Below are 19644 nucleotides of genomic sequence, written 5' to 3'. Positions count from 1 at the left end.
CCTAGAAGCCATGTCTCAGGAAATTGAAATCGGTTTGGGCAAAAAAGCCCGTCTCGCGTATTCGTTGGACGATGTGGCCATCGTTCCCTCCCGTCGCACGCGCGACAGTGAGGATGTGTCGACCTCTTGGCAGATCGACGCCTATGAGTTCGACGTGCCGGTGATCGGCGCGCCTATGGATTCGGTGACGAGTCCCGCGACCGCCATCGCCATGGGCCGGCTCGGCGCGCTCGGCGTGCTCGACCTCGAAGGCCTGTGGACCCGCTACGACGATCCGACCCCGCTGCTGGACGAGATCGCGAATCTGCCGGCGGAACGCGCCACCGCGCGCATCCAGGAGATCTACGCGGAGCCGATCAAGGCGGAGCTCATCACCCGGCGTCTGCATGAGATCCGCGACGCCGGCGTCACGGTGGCCGGTGCGCTCTCCCCGCAGCGCACCCAGCAGTTCTATTCGACCGTCGTCGAGGCGGGCGTCGACCTGTTCGTGATCCGCGGCACCGTGGTGTCCGCCGAACACGTGTCGGTCGGCCATGAGCCGCTCAACCTGAAGAAGTTCATCTACGATCTCGACGTGCCGGTGATTGTGGGCGGCGCCGCCAACTACACCGCCGCGCTGCATCTGATGCGCACCGGCGCGGCCGGCGTGCTCGTCGGATTCGGCGGCGGCGCCGTGTCGGCCACCCGCCAGACCATCGGCGTGCAGGCGCCGATGGCCACCGCGATCGCCGACGTCGCCGAGGCCCGACGCGACTATATGGACGAGTCCGGCGGCCGTTACGTGCAGGTCATCGCTGACGGCGGCATGGGAGACTCCGGCAGCTTCGTCAAGGCGCTGGCACTGGGCGCGGACGCCGTGATGCTGGGCGCGCCGCTCGCCCGCGCGGCCGAAGCGCCTGGCCAAGGCACGCATTGGGGTGCGGAGGCCCGTCATCAGACCCTGCCGCGCGGTTACCGCACCACGGTGGGCACGGTTGGTTCGCTGGAGCAGATCCTGTTCGGTCCCAGCCATGTGGCGGACGGCACCACCAACTTCGTCGGCGCGCTGCGTCGCGCGATGGCTTCGACTGGATACGTCGACGTGAAGAACTTCCAGCGTTGCGGCATGGTGGTGAACCCCAACTCCATTCGCTGAGGTTGTCCACAGTTATCCACTTATGCACAGGAGCGTCCGGTCGGCTTGACTGGACGCTCCTGTTGTGTTGTGCTGATGCATAGCCGCCGACGGTGACGGCGTTGAGTAGAGAAGGGAAAGAACCCGTGCATCAGTACAACTATGACTCCAGCCAGAACGATAACGACATCAGCGCGATCCTGCCCGCTCGCGAACGCCGTCCCATCCCTGCAAGCGACGGATTCATCGTCACCGAACTTTGCGAACGACCGGTGAAGTACCATATCGCCCGCACCTTCCACGGAGGGCCGAACGATGCCGAATGCCATTCGCTGGCGATGTCGTCGTGCCGTGTCGCCTGCTATGCGACGGACGCGGTGCGCGGCAAAATCGACGTCGAGCATCTGCACCGGGCCATGACGACGCAATGCATGGACCGTCTGCAGACCATGGCGTATCTGGTCGACACCCATATGCTCACCCATCCCGAATTGAAGGCGCGTTTCTGCTATCTTCCCGCCATTCCGCACTGGATCACCGGCATGCTGATCAGCGACGACACCCTGGAGACGGCCGTGCAGCTGACCATAGGCCGCGACTCGTATCTGGCGAACATGAAATTCAAGATAATCGGCTCGCGGTGGATGTGCACCTACGCCGACATCGGCTGAGACGGGTCGCCCGCCTCAAGCACGGACGTACGGTCGGCGGCGCGGCAGCGTGCCGCCGACCCCGATACGGCCTATAGTGGTGCGTATGTTGCGTGAATATATCTCTGATCCCCGGTACGTCACCACCGAGGAAGACACGATTTTCGCTTTGCTGGCCAATCGGGCCGAAGCGAATCCGAGCGACCTCATCGCCCAATGGCAGGATGACGAGACCCGCCAGTGGCGGGACGTGACCGCGGGACAGATGCTCGAGCGTGTGCGCGCCGTCGCCAAAGGCCTGATGGGACTGGGTGCCAAGCCCGGCAGCATGGTGGCCATCTATTCGGCCACCTGCTATGAGTGGGGTGTGGTCGACTTCGCATGCGCTGCCATCGGCGCGGTGAGCGTGCCGATCTACGAGACCGATTCCGCGAAGCAGGCGGCCTCCATCATCGACGATGTCGAGCCGCTGATCGCTTTCGCCGGCGATTCCGAGCATGCCCAGACCCTCGAACAGATCCGGGCCGACCGCGAGCATCTCACATATGTGTTCAATTTCAAAGCGGACGGACTCGACGCGGTGGCCGACTTCGGCGAACGGGTGGACGACGGCGAACTCGACCGCGCCATCGCGCGCGTCAAAGCGGACGACATGTCCACCATCGTCTACACCTCCGGATCCACGGGCAAACCGAAGGGCGCGATGCTCTCGCACCGCAACTTCACCCACATCGTCCACAACGGCTATGAGATCCTCAACGGCGTGCTCTACCAGCCGAACCGTCTGCTGCTGTTCCTGCCGCTGGCGCACTGCTTCGCGCGCTATATCCAATATGTGGCCATCGGCGGGCACGGTGTGGTGGGCTACGTGCCCAGCGCCAAGCATCTGCTCGCCGACCTGCGCTCGTTCAAGCCGACCTATCTGCTCGGCGTGCCGCGCGTGTTCGAGAAGGTCTACAACGCCGCCTCCCAGAAGGCGGGTGCCGGCATCAGGGGCCGCATCTTTGCCCAGGCGTTCGCGCATTTCGTCCAATGGTCGAAGGACGAGCAGGCAGGCAGGGGGCATTCCCCCATCGCGGGCCTCAAGCACATGTTCTACATGCAGACCGTCGGCACGTCGGTGCGCTCCGCACTGGGGCCGAACCTCAAGTACCTGGCCTGCGGCGGCGCCCCGCTCAACGCCGACCTGGCACATTTCTTCAACGGCATGGACGACATCACGTTCATCCAGGGCTATGGCATGACCGAAACGGCCGCTCCGATGCTCGTCAACTGGGAGGACGACAACGTGGTCGGTTCCGTCGGCAAGCCGGGACCAGGCATGGGCGTGCGTCTCGGCGAGGACGACGAACTACTGCTCACCGGCCCCAACGTGTTCCTCGGCTACTACAAGCAGCCCGAGCTTACCGCCGCCGCCATGACCGAGGACGGATGGATCCGCTCCGGCGATCTGGGTGCCATCGACGAGAACGGTTTCGTGACCATCACCGGACGCAAGAAGGACATCATCATCACCGCGGGAGGCAAGAACGTCAGCCCCGCGCCCATGGAGGACGTGATCAACACCTGCCCGATCGTCTCCCATACGGTCGTCGTGGGCGACGGCAAGCCGTTCATCGCGGCGCTGGTCGAACTCGACGACGAGATGACGCGCTCGTGGCTGGGCTCGCAAGGGCTCAACGCGGATATGTCGATGGCCGAGATCACGCAAAGCGACGCGGTGCGCGCGTTCATCCAGCAGTACATCGACCAGGCGAACGCGAACGTGTCGCGCGCCGAGTCGGTGCGCAAATTCGTCATCCTCGACGAGGAATTCACCCAAGAGGCCGGCACGCTCACGCCGAGCATGAAGATGGTTCGTCCGAAGGTGCTCTCGCGCTACGCAGACCTGATCGAAAGCGAGCTGTACGCTCCGAAGGCCTCCTCAAGGCCGGTGCCCGCCACCGCCCGGATCATCGACCGCACCACGGAGACGGTGCAGCAGATGAGCGAATCGGTCAAGCAGGCCTCGGAGACCATGAGCCCGAAGATGCGGCAGGCATACGAGCGCACGCGCGCCAGCGTGTCGGATTCGCTTGCTACCGTGTCCGAGAAGATCAAGAAGCAGCAGCCGGATGGCTTCGAGGTGGACGATGACGCCTTGGCCGCCGGTGGAGCTGAAGACATGCCCGCCGCCGACGACGCGGCCGGCGCGACCAATGAGGAGCAGTGAGTTTTGGCAATCCGTGAGATTCGCGTCGTACCCGATCCGGTGCTGCGCACGCCCTGCGATGAGATCAAAGAGATCACCCCGGCCGTGCGTCGACTGGTCGACGACCTTATCGAAACCGTGAACGATCCCGGACGGGCCGGCCTGTCCGCCAACCAGATCGGCGTGAACCTGCGCGCCTTCTCCTACAACATCGAAGGCAAGGTGGGCTATGTGCTCAACCCGGTGCTCGAGGAGACCAGCGGCGAGCAGTACGGCGACGAGGGGTGCCTGTCCGTGCCCGGCCTGTGGTACAAAACCCGCCGCGCCGACTACGCGCGCGTGCGCGGCATCGACCTCGACGGCAACCAAGTGGTGCTTGAGGGGCATGGGCTGATGGGGCGCATGCTCCAGCATGAATGCGACCATCTCGACGGCCATGTCTACCTCGACCGTCTGGAGAAGGAGGAGCGCCGCGCCGCGCTCAAATACATGCGCGAACACGCCAAGTGATTCTCCGCCAAGACCCCGCCCAAACGGCGGGGTCTTGTGCTATTCTAAGAGTTTGTGTGTGCCACCCCGGTTTCCGGGCGCGGTCGCAGGCGTTCGGGGCCACCCAACTGATCCCTACCGGCACGCACGCATATCGCGCCATGTCCGCGACGGCCTGTGTCGGTCGGCTGACTTCCCAAGCAAGGGAACGACGCTGCACGCAGGTGCGCATGGCCAGGCAAGAACCGACAATGAAAGGTAGCATTACCATGGCTCAGATCGCTATGAGCGACATGCTGAAGGCAGGCCTGCACTTCGGCCATCAGACCCGCCGCTGGAACCCGAAGATGAAGCAGTTCATCCTCACCCAGCGCAACGGCATCCACATCATCAACCTGTTCAAGTCGCTCGACATGATCGACAATGCGTACGACTTCATCAAGACCACCGTGGCCCACAACGGCACCGTGCTCTTCGTCGGCACCAAGAAGCAGGCTCAGGAGGCCGTCTCCAACCAGGCCGTCCGCGTGAACATGCCCTACGTCTCCGAGCGTTGGCTCGGCGGCATGCTGACCAACTTCCAGACCGTGTCCAAGCGCGTCAACCGCCTCAAGGAACTTGAGGAGATGGACTTCTCCGACGTGCGCGGCTCCGGCCTGACCAAGAAGGAACTGCTGCTGCTCGAGCGCGAGAAGGACAAGCTCAACAAGCAGCTGGGCGGTATCCGCAACATGACCCGCACGCCGTCCGCGATGTTCGTCGTCGACATCAACAAGGAAGCCCTGGCCGTCGAGGAAGCCCACAAGCTGGGCATCCCGGTCATCGCCATCGTCGACACCAACACCGATCCGGAAGCCGTCGAGTACCCGATTCCGGCGAACGATGACGCCATCCGCGGCATCGAACTGCTGACCAGCCTCATGGCTGACGCGGTCGCCGAGGGCCTCATCGAGCGTTCCGGCAAGGCCACCAAGGCCGAAGGCGAGACCGCCGAGCAGCCGATGGCCGCTTGGGAGAAGGAGCTCCTGGAGAACCAGGCCGCTCCCGCCGAGGCCGCCGCCGAAGCTGAGGCCACCGAGGCCGAAGCCGAGAAGGCCGAGTGAATCCAACCGTGAATGGGGAGGCGTGACAAGCGCCTCCCGGTTTACGGGATAATCACACTTTCAACATAGGGAGACAAACACATGGCAGCAATTACCGCCGCTCTGATCAAGCAGGTGCGTGAAGACACCGGCGCCGGCATGATGGACGTCAAGAAGGCCCTCACCGAGGCCGAAGGCGACGTCGCTCGCGCCAAGGAAATCATCCGCGCCAAGGGCATCGCCGCCGCCGGCAAGCGCGAAGGCCGCAAGGCCCAGGAAGGCACCATCGGCTCCAAGATCGTCGAGACCGCCGAAGGCCAGACCGGTTACGCCGTCGAGCTGAACTCCGAAACCGACTTCGTGGCCAAGACCCCGAAGTTCGTTGAGTTCACCGACGAGGTGCTCGGCTACGCCGTCGAGGCGAACGCCGACTCCGCAGACGAGCTGCTGGCCGCCAAGGCCGGCGACTCCACCGTGAAGGAGGCCGTCGAGGAGGCCGCCGCTCTGTTCGGCGAGCACGTCAAGGTCGGCCAGTTCGCGAAGATCTCCGGCGAGCACGTCGAGGTCTACGCCCACAAGAAGTCCGCCGAGATGCCGCCGAGCATCGTCGCGATGATCGCCACCGACAAGGCCGGTGCCGCCGTCGCGCACGAGGCCGCGCTGCAGATCTCCGCGATGGGCGCCCAGTGGCTGACCCGCGAGGACGTTCCGGCCGAAGTGGTCGAGTCCGAGCGTCGCGTGGCCACCGAGAAGTCCCTCGCCGAGGGCAAGCCGGAGCAGATCGTTCCCAAGATCGTCGAAGGCCGTCTCAACGCCTTCTACAAGGAGAGCGTGCTGCTCGAGCAGGCCTACGTCAAGGATCCGTCCAAGACCGTCGGCGACCTGTTCAAGGAAGTGGGCGGCAAGGCCGTGGCCTTCGCCCGCGTCGAGGTCGGCAAGGGCGAAGAGGAGTGAGTCTGACTCGCTGATCTTCGGTCGTGACTGACTGAATCACGCATATGGCCGCGCATCCCGATTCGGGTGCGCGGCCTTTGCTATATCTGACGGACTGCATGGTGAAATCCGTTTGGCATCATCCCGCCGCTCTATGCCTACAATGCACATGGACAACCGTAGGAGCGACCGGCGAAAGGACGGGTGAGATGACGATGGCGCGAACGATTCGCACAATAGGCAATCTGGGAACCGGCACCATGGGGCGTGGCACCGCGCTGCAGTTCGCAATGGCGGGCTACGACGTCCATCTCATCGGCCGCAGCCAAGACAGTCTGGACTCCGCCATGGCGAGGATCCGCGACGATGCGAGCGAACTGGCCGCCAACGGGCTGATGCGTGAAGGCGATACCGTCGACGCGGTGCTCTCGCGCATCACCGCGTTCAGCGATACCGCGGCGGGCGTGGCCGATGTGGACTTCATCATCGAATCCATCGTCGAGGATCTGGACGTCAAACGCACGGTATGGCGTGAGGTGGAACGGCACACGCCCAAGGATGCGATCCTCGCGACCAACACGTCGGGACTGAGCCCCAGCGCCATCCAGTCGGCGTTGGAGTGGCCGGAACGGTTCGTGGTCGCGCATTTCTGGAATCCCGTGCACCTGATGCCGCTGGTCGAAGTGGTGCCGGGGGAGAGCACCGCGCCCGAAACGGTCGAAACCACCTTCGAACTGATGGAGGCCATCGGCAAGAAAGCCGTGAAACTCAAGCGCGAATCCTTGGGTTTCGTGGGCAACCGCATGCAGCTCGCCCTGCTGCGCGAAGCCCTGTCCATCGTGCGCGAGGGCATCGCGGACCCGGAGGCGATCGACATCGTGGTCAAATACAGTCTCGGACGCAGGTGGAGCATCCTCGGCCCCATCGCCAGCATCGACCTGGGCGGACTCGACACCTTCCGCAACGTCAGCGAATACCTGTATGCGGATCTCGACGCCGGCCAAGGCCCAGACCCCTTGCTCGCTGAAAAAGTCGCCGCCGGCGACCTTGGCGCCAAAACCGGTCAGGGATTCTACCCGTGGACCGGCGAGGAAGGCCGCCAAACCATCGCCTACCGCGATCAAGCCCTCATGCAGGCCCTCAAAGAAGACCGCGCCGAATCCTGAGTCGACGCGGCATGATAACTTGCTGATGTGAGCTGTTTCTGACGCTGAAAAGGGGTCTGTCATGTCGTGGGAGGAGTCCCGTATCGAGACCGTGACCACGGGAGCGCGGCTTCGTGAGGCGTTGGCGGCGGTGGGGTTGGAGCGCGCGGACTCGTGCTTCGTGCACACCAAACTCAGTGCATTCGGATTCATACCGGGCGGCGAGCAGACCGTGGTCGACGTGCTCAAGGATGCGCTGTGCGAAGGCGATATCATGATGTCGGCGCAGAGCATGGACCTGTCCGATCCGCAATACTGGGGATATCCGCCTGTGGACGCGGCGTTGGTCGACGATGTGCGTAGTGCCTTGCCCGCATTCGATGCCGCAACCACACCCGTGCATGGATTGGGTCGCACTCCGGAATATTTCCGCGCACTGCCCGGCACCCGCCGCAGCGATCATCCGTTGTATTCGATGAGCGCATGGGGCGCGCATGCCGACTGGCTGTGTGGGATTGCGGCAGGGCAAGACGCCTCCGGCGATGACGTATACGATATGCCGTTCGGTGAGAACAGTCCCATCGCCAGACTGTGCGAACTGGACGGCAAAGTGGTGTTCCTCGGAACCGACTTCGAATCTTGCACGGCCATCCACCACGCCGAATCGCTGATCGGGCGTCCGCACATCCAAGAGACCGCGCCGGTCGCACGGATTGTTGCCGGCACCGGCGAACGCACGGTCGAATGGATCACCTTCGATACCGTGGAACTCGACCGTTACGAAGACTTCGCCCGATTCGGCGAGCACTTCCTCGCCAAGCACGGCGATGCGGTCCGCCGAACAAACGTTAGTGGAGCGCAGATTCTCGCGTTCCCCATCCGAACGCTGATCAACGCCGCCCGCGCCTACTATCGCGCCCGCGATCATGCGCTTATTTAATCGGCGTGCTTGCCGACGCTCATCAGCACTGCGGCGAAGATCAGCGCGAAGCCGACGATGGAATTCCATCCGATGGCCTCACCCCAGAACAGCGCGGAGAACCCTACGGCGAACAGGCTTTCCGTGCACATGATGATGGAGGCGCTGGCCGCGGGCACGTGTGCCAGACCGATGTTCTGCATGATCTGGGCCAGCGTCGTCGCGCCCAGGAACAGGTAGAGGAAACTGGCGAGGATGTCGGGGGAGAGCCATGCCGCGCTCGGTCCGGGCTCCGTGAACACGGCCATGACGAGGAACATGACGCCCGCCACGGCGAACTGCACGAATGTCACCGCGATCGGATGGAACCGCTTGGAGAAGATGCCCAGCAGGGTGAGATTGAACGAGAATATCAGCGCGCACGCCAACGTCAGCAGATCACCGACGTTCAATGCCAATGATCCCGATCCCGGCTTCAACGCGACGAATCCCACACCGGCCAGGCAAACCACCGCCGCCAAGAGATTGACCAGTCGTGGACGGTGTCTGGTGAGGGCCCATGTCGCGAACGGGGTGAGCACGCAGTACGCCGCGGTCAGGAACGCGCTGCGACCGGGATCAATGGTAGTCAGGCCCACGGTCTGTGTGGCCATCGTGCCCCAATACGTCACGCCAACCAGCAAGGCCGGCACGACGATACGCGCGTTAAGGCACGGCAGGATACTGCGATGGAACAACGCCATCATCACCATACATGAGCCGAGGGTGCGCAACCCCATCAGCCACATGGGCGGAATCTCATCCATGGCGATCTTCGCCACGAGATAGCTGCCGCCCCACAACGCGGCGCAGCACAACAGCATCACGCGGGCCAGATTCGGCGGAAACGAACGCGACGCCTCACTGCGCAACTGACGGAACGAGCGCAAACGCATCACACCACCATCCTGGACAACCGAACCTCTACTCTCGACCGGAACCTCTGCGGTCCCGAGCTTCGCCAAGCACACTCTAGTGCGTCGCATGCAGCCATGGTGACAGCGTGTCGCGTGGGCCGGGCCAGCATGGATAGAATCAATCAGACGAATCAGTCATGGTGGTGGCATGTCACATGGACTGGGACGGTTGCGAATCTGCGGATTGGGAGAATCAAAAGTGCACTCTTGCGCATGGAATAAGACCGATACGATTGGTATGCACAAGAGCTGTTCACCCTCGTATAAGGTACCGTGCGTTGCTCGGAGACACGGAAGGCATACGTTTTAACGGATGCCGAAAACACGTCAACGAGCGTCGAGAGTTTCGCGATGCATGTCGACATTCGTGTACCGCACTGTGCCATAACGTGCCTTGACCGGGATTGTCATGCTGTAATGGCAACGCATCTTCACTTCAGAGGCATTAACGGGAGACAAACCATCATGACGACGAACGCACAATCCGGCCACACTGGTGGCATGCGCCTGATGACGCTGCTGTTTGGCAAGGAGATGCCGAAGCCGAGGGCGTATGATCTGCTCACCGACGACCACCCCTATCGCCTGTATTGGGGCAATGAACCGTCGCGCTTCAAAGCGGTGTTGCGTGGCGCGGTGTTCGTCGCGGTGTGTTTTGGCATCATGGTCGTCGGATCGGCCATCGTGATGGTTCCCACGATTCTGTCTGCGCTCGTCTCGTCCACCGATGGAGCCGCAGCGGCGAGCGTCGATGCCGATGCGTTGGTCGATGACATGACCATGGACATGCGATCTCCCGCCATGATTGCCGCATCCGCGATGCAGTTGGTTGGAGCCATCATCGCCTACGTGATCATCGTGTGGGGTATGGAGAGAAGAAAGGCCCCTATTGAATTGCGTTGGCGACGGTTGGGGTCAGATTTGCTGCGCGGCATGGCGTTCGGATTCGTGGCAATCAGTGCGTCCCTGATAGTAATCGCGGTGTTCGGCGGTTATCGGATCATCGGATTCGACGGTGGGTACGACCCGTGGGCGGATCTGTTCCTCATGGGCCTGGTCGCCGGTGTTTCCGAGGAGATCATGATGCGTGGCGTGCTGTTCCGCCTGGCAGAGGAGTGGACGGGCACGTGGGGAGCTTTGGGCGTATCGGCCTTCGTGTTCGGCATCATGCATTGGGGCAACGCCGACGGTACGCTGTGGGGCGGCATCGCCATCGCCATCGAGGCTGGACTCCTGCTCGCCGCCGTGTACGTCGTCACACGTTCGCTGTGGTGGTGCATGGGTCTGCACTTCATGTGGAATGTGACGGAAGGGCCGATTTTCGGCTCAATCGTGTCAGGCAATGGCGACCAGCGTTCTTGGTTCGTCGCGCAATGGGCTGGACCGGACTGGCTGACCGGAGGAAGGTTCGGATTCGAAGCCAGCGTCGTGCCCGTCATCCTGCTCGGCGCGGTGTCGGTGCTGCTGATGTTGTACGCGCGTCGAAACGGCATGATCGTCGCCCCGATCTGGACACGCAAACGCACACTCACCGCGCAAGCCGAGGAATCTCGTCGTCGGCAGATGGCCGGCTGACTTTCGACAGACTCGACAGATGATATTTGAGGATGGTGTCATTAATGGCGATGCGGCAATGACGTTTTTGATCGAGGTATGGTGAGTCGCATGGAATCGCCGCTGTTTGTACGTCGGGTGCGTATCGATTGGAACGCGCTGCCTGATGAGTCGTATGTGCGAGGCATCGCGGCATTGCGAGACGTTGATGAGGTGGAATTCGACGCGCCGGTGACGTTTTTCGTGGGGGAGAATGGATCCGGCAAATCCACGCTGTTGGAAGCCATCGCGCTCGCCTGCGGATTCAACGCGGAAGGCGGCACGCGCAACTACCGCTTCTCCACCTATGACGACGTGTCCGAACTGGCCGATGCGGTACTCGTGGAGCGGCAGCGGTCGTTGACGCAGTCCAGCTACTTCCTACGTGCGGAAAGCTTCTTCACCATGGCCACCAAGGCGCGTGAATACGCCGGCGGCCGGTCCGATGCGCGCGCGAGACTGCACGAGCAATCCCATGGCGAAAGCTTTATGAGTTGGATACAGTCGTTCAGCGGTCCGGGTCTCTGTGTGATGGATGAGCCCGAGGCTGCGCTTTCCCCACAGCGCCAGCTTTCGTTGTTGGCGTTGCTGTCCGAACTTGCGCAAGCCGGTTCGCAGTTCATCATCGCCACCCATTCGCCGGTGTTGCTCGCCCTGCCAAACGCCACGATTCTCTCGTTCGATGATGGACAGGTGCATCCCATTTTCTATGAAGACACCGAGTCATACCGCATCACCGACATGATCATCAACCGCCGCGAGCCGCTGCTCCGTCACCTTATCGACGAGATATAGCGCACCGTTTGTCACGCAGACGAAGTCCGCACGATTCATGCCCGACGAATTGGGCGCCCGAAATCGACAAAACTGGTGCGGGTGGAAGACGCGGTGGAACAGCGCCGTCGCCGTCGGGTCGCGCGTCGTGCGGGCGGCCGTCGCGAATAGCCGATATGCTTGGAAATCGGTAATTCTTGAGCCTCAAGAGAAAGGCAATGTATGACTGGCGAAGACGCAGGCGATAAGCCCCGCAGGGTGTTGCTCAAGCTGTCCGGCGAAGCGTTCGGCGGCGGCAAGGTCGGCATCGACACGCATGTGATCCGTCGTATTGCGGGGGAGATCGTTCCCGCGGTGAAGCAGGGCGTTGAGGTCGCGATCGTGGTCGGCGGCGGCAACTTCTTCCGCGGCGCGGAACTCCAGCAGGCCGGCATCGACCGCTCCCGCGGCGACTACATGGGCATGCTCGGCACGGTGATGAACTGCCTCGCGCTGCAGGATTTCCTGGAGCAGGAAGGTCAGGCCACCCGCGTGCAGACCGCCATCACCATGGGTCAGGTCGCCGAGCCGTACATTCCGCTTAAAGCCATCCGTCATCTTGAGAAGGGCCGTGTGGTGATCTTCGGCGCCGGCGCCGGCATGCCGTACTTCTCCACCGACACCGTCTCCATCCAGCGTTCGCTTGAAATCCACTGCGACGAAGTGCTGATGGGCAAGAACGGCGTCGACGGCGTCTACACCGCCGACCCGCGCAAGGACGAGAACGCCAAGCGTTTCGCGACCCTGAGCTACAACCGCGCTCTCGTCGACAACCTCGCCGTCATGGACGCCTCCGCCCTGTCGATGGCCCGCGACAACAAGCAGCGCATCCGCGTCTTCGGACTCGAAGGCGAAGGCAACGTGACTCGCGCCCTCATCGGCGAGGAGATCGGCACCATCGTCTCCACCGCGGAATCACGCGTGGCCGAATAATCCAGACAACCAACCATCGCAACGCAAACGCACATCCATAAAAGGAGCAACAATGGCAACCCTCATCGATCAGGCCAAGGACCAGATGGCCAAGACCATCGAAAACACCAAGGACAACTTCGCCGGCATCCGCACCGGCCGCGCCAACCCGGCGCTGCTCAACGGCATCATGGTGGACTATTACGGTTCCCCCACGCCGATCAAGGCCGTCGCCTCCATCGGCGTGCCCGAACCGCGCACCCTCGCCGTCACCCCGTTCGACGCCTCCCAGGCCGCGGCCGTCGAGAAGGCGCTCCGCAACTCCGACCTCGGCGTGAGCCCGAACCGCGACGGCAACGTGATCCGCTTGACCATGCCGGAACTCACCGAGGAGCGCCGCAAGGAATACGTCAAGCTCGCCAAGACCAAGGCCGAGGACGGCAAGGTTGCCGTGCGCAACATCCGCCGCAAGGCCAAGGAATCCATCGACAAGTCCGTCAAGGACGGCGACATGGGCGAGGATGAGGGCGACCGTCTGCTCAAGGATCTCGACAAGGTCACCAAGCAGATCACCGACGAGATCGACGCGCTGCTGGAAGCCAAGCAGAAGGAGATCATGGAGGTCTGACGCAGGCCTTCCTTTCCCGAAGCCGGATGATGACGGATCATCCGCCGGCTTCGGGCTTGGAATCTTTCGAATCGATGTGAGGCTGGGCGCGCGACAGGACGATGATCCTGCTAACGCCCAGCCTCACGCTATAGTGGTCACAGATTGACGACGCTGGAGGACCTGATGGAACGCAACGAACAGTTGGAGAAGAACGCCGAGGAGACGCTCGACAGCATCAACAAGAAAACCGGGCGCAACATGCCGCAGGCGATCGCCACGGGCGCGGCCCTCGTCATCCTGATTCTCGCGTGCCTGCTGATCAACATCGACCTGTTCGTGGCGCTGATTGTCGTGTTCATGATCCTCGCATTGTGGGAGCTGCGCGTCGACTTCGCCACCGTCGGCCTGCACATCCCCGTGGTCATGCTGTGGGTATGCTCGTCGATCACTCTGTTCGCCACCTACTATTCGCCCTACCATCTTGAGGCCGCGGCGTTCTGCATTCTGGTGTCGCTGATGCTGGTCTCGCTGGCCGCCACCGCCAAACTCAGCTTCGGCAACCGCTTGTCGCTTGCGGTGGCCGGAAAACTCTCCCAGACCGAGGCCGGCGCGCGTTTGGAATCCTCCTTCAACCACGACGGGGGAGAGCAGCAGCACAGCCGGCTGTCGCATGTGGCGGTTTCCATCCTCTCCGTGCTGTATGTTCCGCTGCTCGCCTCCTGCATTGTGATCGCGCTGCCGGGGGAACATCCCATCGCCCATGCGATCATGCTGGTGTTCCTGCCCGCGCTCTCTGACACCGGCGGCCTGTTCGCCGGCGCATGGCTGGGCAAACACAAGCTTTCGCCGCGCATTTCCCCCAAGAAGTCCTGGGAAGGCTTGGCTGGATCGATGCTGTTCGCCATGGTGGGCGCGTTCGCCGTGTTCTTCTGCACCTATGACGCGGCCGTGTGGGCCACCCGCTGGTGGGTTCCGATCGTCGCCGGCGTGCTGGTCGGCGCGGTGGGCACCTTCGGCGACCTGTGCGCCTCCATGATCAAGCGAGATCTGGGACTCAAAGACATGGGCCACCTGCTCAAAGGACATGGCGGCGTGATGGACCGCGTCGACTCCATCCTGATGAGCGCGCCGTTCGTATGCGCGCTACTGTGGGTGACCAGCCTGTAGGCAAAACCCGTCATCCCGAGCGTAGTCGGGGGATCCCAACCATCGTCAAGAGGCACCATGAACGCAACCACCTCCAGCAACACCGAACAGCCTGAAACCGGCATCACCCCAGGCGGCACCTCCGGCGCGTTCCGCGATGTGCTCTCCAAAGACCACGCACGCCGCGGCAAACCGCCTGTGCATTTCGTCGATATGACCGAAGACGAGCGTGTCGAGACGGCGAAAAAACTCGGACTGCCGAAATTCCGCGTCAAACAGCTCGCGAACCACTATTACGGCCATTTCGACGTGAACGCCGCCGAATTCACCGACTTTCCCGCGGCCAAACGCGAGGAGGCGGCCGCCGCGTTCTTCCCGGAGCTCATCACCGAAGTCACCCGTCAGGTGGCCGACGAAGGCACCACCATCAAAACCCTGTGGAAGCTGTTCGACGGCTCTCTGATCGAATCCGTGCTCATGCGCTACCCGACCCGCACCACGCTGTGCATCTCATCGCAGGTCGGCTGCGGCATGGGATGCCCGTTCTGCGCCACGGGACAGTTGGGCCTCACCCGCAACATGTCCGCCGGCGAGATCGTTGAACAGGTGCGTGTCGCCGCCAAAATGATGCGCGACGGCGAAGTGGCCGGCGGCCCCGGCCGACTGAGCAATATCGTGTTCATGGGTATGGGCGAGCCGATGGGCAACTACAAATCCGTGCTGTCCGCCGTGCGTCAGATCTCCGCCATGCCGCCGGAAGGCTTCGGCATCTCCGCGCGCAACATCACCGTCTCCACCGTGGGCGTGGTCCCCGGCATCAAAAAACTCACCGCCGAAGGTATTCCGGTGCGTCTGGCTGTCTCGCTGCACGCGCCGAGCGACGAGCTGCGCGACGAACTCGTGCCGATGAACAAGCGATTCGATACCACGCAGGTGCTTGACGCCGCGCACGACTATTGGCTGGTCTCCAAGCGCCGCGTGAGCATCGAATACGCGCTGATGCGCGGCATCAACGATCAAGCCGAACATGCGCGCCTACTGGCCAAGCGTCTCAACCATTACGGCGATAACTGGGCGCACGTCAACCCGATTCCACTCAACCCGATCGAAGGGTCGAAGTGGACCGCCTCCAAACCCGAGGATGAGAAGCGTTTCCTGGCGATCCTGCACTCCGCCGGCATCACCGCCACCCTGCGCGACACCCGCGGGCAGGATATCGACGGCGCCTGCGGCCAGCTGGCGGCGAAGGAACGGTGACGCCGTCGTGCGGAGCGTTCTTGACGGCGTCTCGCCATGCGACCGGGCGTGTCACGCGGTGCGTCGCCTGCCCCGAGGTTGCACGGCGTTCCCGACGGCGTCACGTATGTGACTGGGGGAGAAGTTCGCACGGAGCGCTCCCGACGTCCGGGCAGTGCGACCCTAATCACGCCTGATCGGCGGACTCGGGGCGTCTTTCGGGGTGTTTCGCGCGTGTCGCAGCCGCAAAAGGGTCACACGGACGCAATCGGGGAATCCTCCCGTGCGACCCCGGCCGGCAGCGACACCATGAACGTGGTGGTGCCGTCGACGCTGGACGCTCCGATTGCGCCGCCGTGCAGCTCCACGATCTGTTTGGCGATGGCCAGCCCCAGTCCCGATCCGCCGGACGCGCTGCCACGCGAGTCGTCAAGCCGGTAGAACTTGTCGAAGAGGCGCGTCAGTTTGTTCTGTGAAATCGTCTGCCCGACGCTCGCCACCGACACGCAGGCCGCACCATGGTCGTGGTCGGTCCACGCGCGGATGGTGATGTCGGTGCCCCGTATGCCGTAGGAGATCGCGTTGCGCAGCAGGTTGTTGAAGACGCGCGCCAGCTTCTGTGCGTCGGCGTCGATTTCGAGTCGTTGCGGCAGATCCAGACGCACCGTATTGCCGTGCTCCCGCAGCTGCGGATGGAACTCCTCACTCAGCTGCATAAGCAGTGTCGTCAGGTCGATCCGCTGCCGGTCCAACGCGATGGTCTGCATGTTGTATCGCGTGATGTCGAAGAATTCGTCGGTGAGCGTATCCAATCGTTGCGCTTTACGTAAGGCGATGCCGATGTACTTGCGACGCTGCCCGTCGGGCATGTCCGGCACCTCGTCGAGCAGACTCAGATAGCCGATCACCGAAGTCAACGGCGTGCGGATGTCATGCGCGAGATACATGACCAGGTCGTTCTTGCGTTGCTCGGCAAGCCGCGCCTCCATGTCGCGCCGTTCCAACTCGTGCTTGACCTGATTGAGTTTGGATTCGGTCTGCGCCATCGTCGCGGGCAGTGCGATGTCGGTCCGGCCGATTTCGGTCAGCGCGTCGATGCCTCGGGACAGCTCGCTGAAATACCGTACGCAATACGGTTTGAGCGACGCGTGGTAGCCGACGAACAGCACCACGGCGGCTGCGACGATCAGCAAGAGCAGCGAATTGTTACGCATCAGATCAACCAATCCCAGCGCCTGCTCGTCGGACATGCCCATCGACAGGACCAGAACATCGTACAACCCGTTCGAATCCCATGTAAGCACGAAGAATCCGACGACGACCACCGCCACGGCGAGCATGACGGCGACGCGCAGCAGCACACCCTGCGCCAGACGGGTGCCCTCCTGATATCCGGGACGATCGGCCTGTTCCGCGCGCGCAGGCCGCGTGGCTATGCCGTCCGGGGCGGACGGGTAGGGGAGAGTCCCATACCCGACGGGCATCTCACCCGATTTTGTATCCGATGCCCCATACGGTGCGGATGTAGGTCGGCTTGTCAACGTTGTCTCCTAACTTCTCGCGCAAATGACGCACATGCACGCTGATCGTATTGCTGGTTTTGATATAGGTCTCGTCGCCCCACAACTCGTGGAACATCTCCTCCGAACTCACCGGCTGGCCGAGGTGTTCCAGCAGCACGCGCGCGATCGCGAACTCGGTGGGCGTCAGTTGCACCGGATCGCCGTCCACCGTGCATTCGTGCGTGAGCGTGTTGAGTTCAAGCCCCCGATACGACAGCACACCGGAAGTGGCGGACGCTCCCGCACGGACGAACGTCGCGGAGGCGTTGGCTGTCATGGGATGCGGCTGCGAACCGGCGTTGTACTGCCGGTATCGACGCAGCTGCGCCTTGACCCGGGCGACCAATTCCAACGGACGGAACGGTTTGGTGAGATAATCGTCCGCGCCGAACGTCAATCCGGCGATTTTATCGACCTCGGCGTCCTTGGCGGTGAGCATGATCACCGGATACGTGTGCCGCTTGCGGATCTCACGGCATAGTTGAAAGCCGTTGACACCCGGCAGCATCACATCAAGCACCGCCAAATCGAACGGCCGCTCGTTGATGGCTGCCAACGCCGTCTCGGCATCGTAACACACATGAGGCGCGAACCCCTCGGCCTCCAGATACAGCGTGACCAGATCGGCGATCTCCCGCTCGTCATCCACAACCAGTATGGTCGCGCGCATACCGTCGAATCCACCGAACTGGAGTCCCATCGTCGTTCCTTTCCCAACATCCGCCTTTCACGCTAACCGATGCGGCCGCCTTTGCGAGCGCGACACAGGCGGCGAATGATGAAGAATCCATGAACGTTGCCGGCGGCTACCGTGCATACTCCTCCAGGCACTGGCCGCTGCCGTGCATGGCGTACGCGGCGTCGATCCCCACATACCGGTAATGCCATGGCTCGTACATATTGCCGGTGACGTCGGTCTTATCGTCCGGATATCGCAGAATGAACCCGTATTCCCAAGCGTTGGCCGCCAGCCAGTCGTACACGTCCTGACTGTCGGCGGCACCGGTGGAATCGCGCGTGTTGATATCGACCGCCAAACCGATTTCATGCTCGCTGGTGCCGGGAATCGCCACCCACTGCTCGGCCTGCTCCTTCGCCTCCCCTGAGGACAATCCTTGCCTACGGTATTCGGCGATTTTCTCATCCATGAGTTGCTGCTGAACCTTGCGTGTGCGAAGCCCTGCGGTGACCTCCGGGTCGAGCCCATCCTCCCGCATCGCATCGAACATGCGTTGCAGATCGTCGTAGATGCGTGAGTCGACGCGCTCGCCGTTGTCGAGTTCGGTGAGCGTCGGGGTGGGATAGTCTTCGGGGATGGCGTTCCATCGGTTCACGACGATGAGATTCCACTGCTGGTTGGAATACGAGGCCTGCGGAATCGCCGGATCTGCTTGGGCGACGAACCATGCGCCGGTGAATACCGCGATCAGCGATACCGCGATCGCAAGGCATGTCTTCAAATGGTTGCGTTGTCTCATACCCGCCACCATATGAGGCCGCGGCTCGGCGCTGTATGAGACCTTATAAAGGATTCATGAAGAAGCGATGAAGGGTGTGGGCGCCCACGTCACATCACACCCTCATGTTGGGGAAATGACGACGCATGAACGCGTCGTTGAACACGGTGTTGATCGCATCGGAAAACCAGCCGCCGCCCGAGAATCCGTCGGCGCGCTGCGCGTACATGAAGATGGCCGGCAGCGTCACGCAGTAATCCACGACGATCCATACCAGCAGGACGAGCGCGATCTTTTTGCGAAGCTCATCGTCGATCGCATGCACCACATGAAGCATCAGCGGCAGAATCCACCGCACGATGACGAAACACAGCAACCCCCAGAACAACATGAAGGGCACGGTGGTGCGTCCGCCGATATTCAACGGCAGCTGCGAATAATCCCAGGATCGGCTGCCCAGCAGATACTGTTGGATCACACTCATCGAATATTCGAGCACTCCGCCGAGCAGAGCCCCCACGGCGAACACCTGATGCCCTTTGCGAAAGCCGCGCAGAACGAAGAAAATCGCAAGCGCGCCGAGCCCGTACACGTAGTTGAATGGGGAGAGGATCGACCCGCTGCGGTCCTCGAACACGCCCTTGGTCAACAGCGTCCAACAGGTTTCGTGCAAGGTGCCGACGAATCCGCTGATCGCGTAGATGAACACCACATCCATCCAATCGCGCAGTCGCAGCGGTTCGACTTCGTTGACGGCGGTGAGGGTTTCGCGTCCGCGACGCAGCGTGCGCTCGATCACTGGTTCCATAGTTGCTTCCAACCTTCCTGCCCTCCAT

20 protein-coding genes are annotated in these 19644 nt (G+C 62.4%); 15 read left to right on the top strand and 5 right to left on the bottom strand.

Annotated features, from left to right (window positions below; translation table 11 throughout):
- The first annotated feature begins 10 nt into the window (after positions 1-10).
- The 8 genes from AC1AV0_RS00435 to AC1AV0_RS00400 all read left to right on the top strand — a co-directional run bounded on the left by AC1AV0_RS00435 (position 11) and on the right by AC1AV0_RS00400 (position 8544).
- Positions 11-1135 (top strand): GuaB3 family IMP dehydrogenase-related protein, encoded by a 1125-nt coding sequence (locus AC1AV0_RS00435; protein WP_476570566.1) that lies wholly within the window; start codon positions 11-13, stop codon positions 1133-1135.
- A gap of 125 nt (positions 1136-1260) precedes the next feature.
- The gene (locus AC1AV0_RS00430) at positions 1261-1785 is read left to right on the top strand and encodes a hypothetical protein (protein ID WP_476570565.1); all 525 of its coding nucleotides are present in this window, start codon (positions 1261-1263) and stop codon (positions 1783-1785) included.
- Positions 1786-1870: 85 nt separating this feature from the next.
- Positions 1871-3976, top strand: a complete 2106-nt coding sequence (locus AC1AV0_RS00425) for an AMP-dependent synthetase/ligase (protein ID WP_476570563.1) — start codon at positions 1871-1873, stop codon at positions 3974-3976.
- 3 nt (positions 3977-3979) lie between these two features.
- Complete coding sequence (gene def / locus AC1AV0_RS00420; protein ID WP_476570561.1) at positions 3980-4465, top strand: peptide deformylase; 486 nt, start codon at positions 3980-3982, stop codon at positions 4463-4465.
- A 248-nt stretch (positions 4466-4713) separates the two neighbouring features.
- Positions 4714-5547 (top strand): 30S ribosomal protein S2, encoded by an 834-nt coding sequence (gene rpsB, locus AC1AV0_RS00415; RefSeq protein ID WP_476570559.1) that lies wholly within the window; start codon positions 4714-4716, stop codon positions 5545-5547.
- Between the two features lie 81 nt (positions 5548-5628).
- The gene (tsf, locus tag AC1AV0_RS00410) at positions 5629-6480 is read left to right on the top strand and encodes a translation elongation factor Ts (protein ID WP_476570558.1); all 852 of its coding nucleotides are present in this window, start codon (positions 5629-5631) and stop codon (positions 6478-6480) included.
- Positions 6481-6668: 188 nt separating this feature from the next.
- Positions 6669-7625, top strand: coding sequence for a 3-hydroxyacyl-CoA dehydrogenase family protein (locus tag AC1AV0_RS00405; protein WP_476570556.1), 957 nt, complete (start codon positions 6669-6671; stop codon positions 7623-7625).
- Positions 7626-7686: 61 nt separating this feature from the next.
- A complete protein-coding gene (locus AC1AV0_RS00400; RefSeq protein ID WP_476570555.1) occupies positions 7687-8544 on the top strand; it encodes an AAC(3) family N-acetyltransferase in 858 nt (285 codons plus the stop codon).
- On the opposite strand, the gene AC1AV0_RS00395 is transcribed toward AC1AV0_RS00400, so the two are convergent.
- On the bottom strand, positions 8541-9458 hold the full coding sequence (locus tag AC1AV0_RS00395) for a DMT family transporter (protein ID WP_476570554.1): 918 nt from the start codon (positions 9456-9458) through the stop codon (positions 8541-8543). The genes AC1AV0_RS00400 and AC1AV0_RS00395 overlap by 4 nt on opposite strands.
- Positions 9459-9616: 158 nt before the next feature.
- Between AC1AV0_RS00395 and AC1AV0_RS00390 the strand changes: the two genes are divergently transcribed.
- The 7 genes from AC1AV0_RS00390 to rlmN all read left to right on the top strand — a co-directional run bounded on the left by AC1AV0_RS00390 (position 9617) and on the right by rlmN (position 15810).
- Entirely contained in the window at positions 9617-9877 is a 261-nt protein-coding gene (locus AC1AV0_RS00390; protein ID WP_476570553.1) for a hydrogenase iron-sulfur subunit, read from the top strand.
- Between the two features lie 67 nt (positions 9878-9944).
- A complete protein-coding gene (locus AC1AV0_RS00385) occupies positions 9945-11054 on the top strand; it encodes a lysostaphin resistance A-like protein (RefSeq protein ID WP_476570552.1) in 1110 nt (369 codons plus the stop codon).
- A 90-nt stretch (positions 11055-11144) separates the two neighbouring features.
- Positions 11145-11867 carry an AAA family ATPase gene (locus tag AC1AV0_RS00380; RefSeq protein WP_476570551.1) on the top strand — a complete coding sequence of 241 codons (723 nt, stop codon included), beginning with the start codon at positions 11145-11147 and terminating at the stop codon, positions 11865-11867.
- A gap of 201 nt (positions 11868-12068) precedes the next feature.
- Positions 12069-12818, top strand: coding sequence for a UMP kinase (gene pyrH / locus AC1AV0_RS00375; RefSeq protein WP_476570549.1), 750 nt, complete (start codon positions 12069-12071; stop codon positions 12816-12818).
- A 52-nt stretch (positions 12819-12870) separates the two neighbouring features.
- Entirely contained in the window at positions 12871-13425 is a 555-nt protein-coding gene (frr, locus tag AC1AV0_RS00370) for a ribosome recycling factor (RefSeq protein WP_476570547.1), read from the top strand.
- Positions 13426-13590: 165 nt separating this feature from the next.
- Complete coding sequence (locus AC1AV0_RS00365) at positions 13591-14574, top strand: phosphatidate cytidylyltransferase (protein ID WP_476570546.1); 984 nt, start codon at positions 13591-13593, stop codon at positions 14572-14574.
- Between the two features lie 57 nt (positions 14575-14631).
- Positions 14632-15810 (top strand): dual-specificity RNA methyltransferase RlmN, encoded by a 1179-nt coding sequence (gene rlmN, locus AC1AV0_RS00360; protein ID WP_476570544.1) that lies wholly within the window; start codon positions 14632-14634, stop codon positions 15808-15810.
- Positions 15811-16043: 233 nt separating this feature from the next.
- On the opposite strand, the gene AC1AV0_RS00355 is transcribed toward rlmN, so the two are convergent.
- From AC1AV0_RS00355 to AC1AV0_RS00340, 4 genes are all read right to left on the bottom strand, one after another.
- Positions 16044-17273 (bottom strand): sensor histidine kinase, encoded by a 1230-nt coding sequence (locus tag AC1AV0_RS00355; RefSeq protein ID WP_476570543.1) that lies wholly within the window; start codon positions 17271-17273, stop codon positions 16044-16046.
- A gap of 1 nt (position 17274) precedes the next feature.
- Positions 17275-18021: a response regulator transcription factor gene (locus AC1AV0_RS00350; protein ID WP_476570905.1), complete on the bottom strand. Its 747-nt coding sequence runs from the start codon at positions 18019-18021 to the stop codon at positions 17275-17277.
- Between the two features lie 136 nt (positions 18022-18157).
- Positions 18158-18829 carry a M15 family metallopeptidase gene (locus tag AC1AV0_RS00345; protein WP_476570542.1) on the bottom strand — a complete coding sequence of 224 codons (672 nt, stop codon included), beginning with the start codon at positions 18827-18829 and terminating at the stop codon, positions 18158-18160.
- A gap of 94 nt (positions 18830-18923) precedes the next feature.
- Complete coding sequence (locus tag AC1AV0_RS00340) at positions 18924-19616, bottom strand: putative ABC transporter permease (RefSeq protein ID WP_476570540.1); 693 nt, start codon at positions 19614-19616, stop codon at positions 18924-18926.
- Positions 19617-19644 lie beyond the last annotated feature (28 nt).

Source organism: Bifidobacterium sp. LH_558, assembly GCF_056356295.1.
Note: the sequence above shows the minus strand (reverse complement) of the source record. Positions and strands in the feature narration are given on the sequence as shown.

Excerpts from the sequence above, each read along its gene's own strand:
- AC1AV0_RS00435 (WP_476570566.1), top strand. The coding sequence starts at position 11 with ATGTCTCAGGAAATTGAAATCGGTTTGGGCAAAAAAGCCCGTCTCGCG.
- AC1AV0_RS00425 (WP_476570563.1), top strand. The coding sequence starts at position 1,871 with ATGTTGCGTGAATATATCTCTGATCCCCGGTACGTCACCACCGAGGAA.
- rpsB (WP_476570559.1), top strand. The coding sequence starts at position 4,714 with ATGGCTCAGATCGCTATGAGCGACATGCTGAAGGCAGGCCTGCACTTC.
- tsf (WP_476570558.1), top strand. The coding sequence starts at position 5,629 with ATGGCAGCAATTACCGCCGCTCTGATCAAGCAGGTGCGTGAAGACACC.
- AC1AV0_RS00405 (WP_476570556.1), top strand. The coding sequence starts at position 6,669 with ATGACGATGGCGCGAACGATTCGCACAATAGGCAATCTGGGAACCGGC.
- AC1AV0_RS00400 (WP_476570555.1), top strand. The coding sequence starts at position 7,687 with ATGTCGTGGGAGGAGTCCCGTATCGAGACCGTGACCACGGGAGCGCGG.
- AC1AV0_RS00395 (WP_476570554.1), bottom strand. The coding sequence starts at position 9,458 with ATGCGTTTGCGCTCGTTCCGTCAGTTGCGCAGTGAGGCGTCGCGTTCG.
- AC1AV0_RS00390 (WP_476570553.1), top strand. The coding sequence starts at position 9,617 with ATGGTGGTGGCATGTCACATGGACTGGGACGGTTGCGAATCTGCGGAT.
- AC1AV0_RS00385 (WP_476570552.1), top strand. The coding sequence starts at position 9,945 with ATGACGACGAACGCACAATCCGGCCACACTGGTGGCATGCGCCTGATG.
- AC1AV0_RS00380 (WP_476570551.1), top strand. The coding sequence starts at position 11,145 with ATGGAATCGCCGCTGTTTGTACGTCGGGTGCGTATCGATTGGAACGCG.
- pyrH (WP_476570549.1), top strand. The coding sequence starts at position 12,069 with ATGACTGGCGAAGACGCAGGCGATAAGCCCCGCAGGGTGTTGCTCAAG.
- frr (WP_476570547.1), top strand. The coding sequence starts at position 12,871 with ATGGCAACCCTCATCGATCAGGCCAAGGACCAGATGGCCAAGACCATC.
- AC1AV0_RS00365 (WP_476570546.1), top strand. The coding sequence starts at position 13,591 with ATGGAACGCAACGAACAGTTGGAGAAGAACGCCGAGGAGACGCTCGAC.
- rlmN (WP_476570544.1), top strand. The coding sequence starts at position 14,632 with ATGAACGCAACCACCTCCAGCAACACCGAACAGCCTGAAACCGGCATC.
- AC1AV0_RS00355 (WP_476570543.1), bottom strand. The coding sequence starts at position 17,273 with ATGCCCGTCGGGTATGGGACTCTCCCCTACCCGTCCGCCCCGGACGGC.
- AC1AV0_RS00350 (WP_476570905.1), bottom strand. The coding sequence starts at position 18,021 with ATGCGCGCGACCATACTGGTTGTGGATGACGAGCGGGAGATCGCCGAT.
- AC1AV0_RS00345 (WP_476570542.1), bottom strand. The coding sequence starts at position 18,829 with ATGAGACAACGCAACCATTTGAAGACATGCCTTGCGATCGCGGTATCG.
- AC1AV0_RS00340 (WP_476570540.1), bottom strand. The coding sequence starts at position 19,616 with ATGGAACCAGTGATCGAGCGCACGCTGCGTCGCGGACGCGAAACCCTC.